At 72.2% G+C, this 3,457-nt stretch carries 4 protein-coding genes, 1 tRNA gene and 1 pseudogene; 2 read left to right on the forward strand and 4 right to left on the reverse strand.

Annotation, left to right across the window (positions count from 1 at the left end; genetic code table 11):
* Together AB0M20_RS33090 and AB0M20_RS33095 are read left to right on the forward strand one after the other, a co-directional pair.
* Window positions 1-230, forward strand: a pseudogene (locus AB0M20_RS33090) (TIGR02569 family protein); the annotation flags it as partial.
* Between the two features lie 35 nt (window positions 231-265).
* Window positions 266-550 carry a hypothetical protein gene (locus AB0M20_RS33095; protein WP_364304267.1) on the forward strand — a complete coding sequence of 95 codons (285 nt, stop codon included), beginning with the start codon at window positions 266-268 and terminating at the stop codon, window positions 548-550.
* A 42-nt stretch (window positions 551-592) separates the two neighbouring features.
* On the opposite strand, the gene AB0M20_RS33100 is transcribed toward AB0M20_RS33095, so the two are convergent.
* The 4 genes from AB0M20_RS33100 to AB0M20_RS33115 form a co-directional block, all read right to left on the reverse strand.
* Window positions 593-664: transfer RNA gene (locus AB0M20_RS33100), tRNA-Val, on the reverse strand.
* 17 nt (window positions 665-681) lie between these two features.
* On the reverse strand, window positions 682-1,161 hold the full coding sequence (locus tag AB0M20_RS33105; RefSeq protein ID WP_364304268.1) for a peroxiredoxin: 480 nt from the start codon (window positions 1,159-1,161) through the stop codon (window positions 682-684).
* Window positions 1,162-1,602 carry a DUF3052 domain-containing protein gene (locus AB0M20_RS33110; RefSeq protein WP_364304270.1) on the reverse strand — a complete coding sequence of 147 codons (441 nt, stop codon included), beginning with the start codon at window positions 1,600-1,602 and terminating at the stop codon, window positions 1,162-1,164.
* A gap of 103 nt (window positions 1,603-1,705) precedes the next feature.
* Window positions 1,706-3,457 (reverse strand): thiamine pyrophosphate-dependent enzyme (locus AB0M20_RS33115; RefSeq protein WP_364304271.1); only part of this gene is annotated, 1,752 nt, incomplete at its 5' end.

The raw sequence follows: 3,457 nt of genomic DNA on the forward strand, positions 1-3,457 counted from the left end.
GGCGGCCGCCGGCCTGGGCGTCCGCGGTGGCGGTGGCCGACGCATTGGTCTGGCACCGGGCGCCGCCGTCGGTCGTGGACCGGTGGGCGCACCTGCCGGAGTGGGGTCAGATGCTGGTGCGGGCGTTGCTCTACCGCATCGCGACGTGGCCGGCGGCCCGGTGGACGGCGCCGCCGGACGACAGGTACCGGCCGGTCGTCGACCTGGTCGTCAAGTATTCGTCCGCCTGATTACGCCGCGTGCGGGTCCGTTGTACCGTGCGGTCGTGGCCGAGTTCTGGCTGGGCGTTGCGGCGGGCGGCAGTCTGGCGGCTGTCGTCACAGTCTGGCTGTGCTGGTGGCTGCACCGGCGCCATACGGACGCCCTCGAGCTGCTGGCGATCCGCATGGAGACCCTCCAGCGCACCCAGTACGAGAGCGACGTCCAGTGGCGCCGCCGGGCGGCCGAGTGGGACCGCTTCGCCGGCCAGGTGCTGAGCGAGTCCGACCAGCAGGGCCGCCTGATGGAGATGCTGCCGAGCCACTCCGCCCTGCGGCGCGGCGGCTCGTGACGTGGAACCCGGCGCGGACACGTTCGTGCCGGGAGGACGGGGTGGGCGCGGTAGGTTTCGAACCTACGACCCCTCGCTTGTAAGGCGAGTGCTCTCCCACTGAGCTACGCGCCCCGACCGAAGCCGCAATCCTATCGTCCGGCCGGGGTGGTCCACAGCCCGGCCAGGGCCGCCCGCCAGGCCTTCTGGTCCCTCGACTCGCCCGGGCCGAGCTCCTCCGCGAAGCGGACGACACCGTCCCGGTCGATCACGAAGGTGCCCCGGTTGGCGAACCCACCCGACTCGTTGAGCACCCCGTACGCCGAGGCCACCCCGCCGTGCGGCCAGAAGTCGGCCAGGATCGGGAAGTCGAACCCCTGCTGGGTCGCCCAGACCTTGTGGCTGTACGTGGAGTCCACGCTCACCGCCAGCACCTGGACGTCGTCGTTCTGGAACACGTCCAGCGACCCCGACACCTCGGTCAGCTCCCCCGTGCAGGTGCCGGTGAACGTGAACGGGTAGAAGACCAGCAGGACCGCCTTGCGACCGCGGAAGTCGCTGAGGCGTACCTCCTGGTTGTTCTGGTCTTTGAGGGTGAAATCAGGCGCCGTGGCGCCCACCTCCAGCGGCATCTAGCTCTTCTTCTTCGACGTGGCCGCCCGGGGCGACGCCAGGCGGGCGCCGGACCAGTCCTTGCCGGCGTTCACCGTCGAGGTCTGCTGCAGGCCGGCCGCGGGCGCGGACTCGCTGATCTCGCTGGGCTCGACGTGCCCGTCGCGTCCCGCCTTCGGTGTCAGCAACCACACCACGCCGCCGTCGGCGAGAGGGTTCAAGGCGTCGGTGAGCAGTTCGAACAGGTCACCGTCACCGTCGCGGTACCACAACAGCACCGCGTCGACCACCTCATCGGTGTCCTCGTCGACCAACTCGCCAACGCGTTCGGTCAGGGCGTCACGGAGGTCCTCGTCGACATCGTCGTCGTAGCCCATCTCCATGACCACCATGTCCGGCTCGAGGCCGAACCGGTCCGCCAGACTGCGTACGCCGTCGGCCTGACCAGCGGTCGCGCTCACTGTCTAATTCCTCCCATGCGTTTCACTTGACCTGGGGGTAGTCCACACACTCGAGGCCTTGCGCGCAAGTGGCGCACCGTGTGTGGGGCAATTTAAGGCCCGCCTAACGCGCCAGCAGGGCGTGCGCACCCTCGGTGATGGCGTCCTCGTCGACCAGCACGTGCTGGGCAGCCGGGCCGAGCGGGATCGGCGAGTCGGCCGAGGCGATCAGCCGCGCCGAGCCGATGAAACCGCCGTCCACCAGGGCCGCGAGCACGCCCTCCCCGACGCCGCCGGTGCGCCGCGTCTCGTCCACGATCAGCACCCGGCCGGTGGCCGACGCCTCGCGGCGCAGGTCGGCCACCGGCAGCGGGGACAGCCAGCGCAGATCGACCACGCGGGAGCCGTACCCCTGTTCGGCCAGCCGCGCCGCCACCCGCAGCGACATCCGCAGCCCGTTGCCGTACGTGATGATCGTCAGGTTGTCCGCCGCACCCACCGGGTAGGTCCGCGCCCGCCCGATCGGCACGTGCTCATTGCCCCACTCGCCGGGCGGCGCATACCCGGCCAGCCACTCGTTGTCGCCCTCCTCGTAGAGGTCGCGGGTGTGGTAGAGCGCGATCGGCTCGAGGAACACGCACACGCTGCCGTCCACCGCCGCCGACGCCACGCACGAGCGCAGCATCGTCGCCGCGTCCGAGGGCCGGGCCGGCACCGCCAGCACCAGCCCGGGCACGTCGCGCAGCACGGCCACCGAGTTGTCGTTGTGGAAGTGCCCGCCGAAGCTCTGCTGGTAGGCCAGCCCGGCGACCCGCACCACCAGCGGGTTGCGGTACGCACCCTGGGAGAAGAACTGCAGGGTGGCCGCCTCGCCGCGGAGCTGGTCCTCGGCGTTGTGCAGGTACGCCAGATACTGGATCTCGGGGATCGGCAGCTTCGCGTCGAGCCCGGCGCCCAGACCGAGCCCCAGGATGCTGGTCTCGTCGAGCAGGGTGTCGAAGACCCGGTCGCCCCCGAACCGGTCGCGCAGGTTCTTCGTGACGCCGTAGACGCCGCCCTTGCGCGCCACGTCCTCGCCGAAGAGCAGCGCCTCCGGCTCGGCCAGCAGGACGTCGGTGAGCGCGGCGTTGATCGTCTGGGCGAGGGTGAGCGGCCCGGCCTGCTCGGGCAGCTTGCCGCCGAAGGCGCCGGACCGCGCCTGCGCCCCGATGCCGGCGGCCCGGTCAGCCGCGTCGGCGATGTGCCGGGCGGCGCGCAACGGCCGGCGCGGAGCCAGCGGCGCCACCACCTCGGCGGCCGACGCCAGCTTCGGCTCGCCGATCACCTCCTCGGCGACCTTGCGCACCCGCCAGCCGATCTCGTCGTAGCGGGCGATCACCTCGTCGGGCTTCAGCACCCCGGCCTCGATCAGCAGCCGGGCGGTCGCCACGAGCGGATCACGCCCGAGGTCGGCGGCGATCTCGTCGGACGTGCGGTAGGCGACCTCGGCGTCCGCCCCGGCGTGGCCCATCAGCCGGACCATGTCCAGGTGCAGCACGGCCGGGCGGCGGTGCTCGCGGACCCAGGCGGCCACCTCGGTCGCGGCGTCGTAGGTGGCGGCCAGGTCGCAGCCGTCCGCGGCGACGTAGTGCAGGCCGGGCCGGGCGCGCAGCGTGGTGCCGACCCACTGGGCCGGCGACGGCACGCTGATGCCCAGGCCGTTGTCCTCGCAGACCAGCAGCAGCGGCACCGGCTCGCCGGCGTGGTCGAACCAGCCGGCGGTGTTGAGGGCCGCCGTGGCGCTGGCGTGGTTGACCGAGGCGTCGCCGAAGGACGCCACGGCGATGCGGTCGCCGTGCAGGTAGCGGGCCAGCCCCACGGCCCGCGGCAGGTGCGA

The organism is Actinoplanes sp. NPDC051633 (assembly GCF_040681735.1).
GTDB lineage: Bacteria > Actinomycetota > Actinomycetes > Mycobacteriales > Micromonosporaceae > Actinoplanes.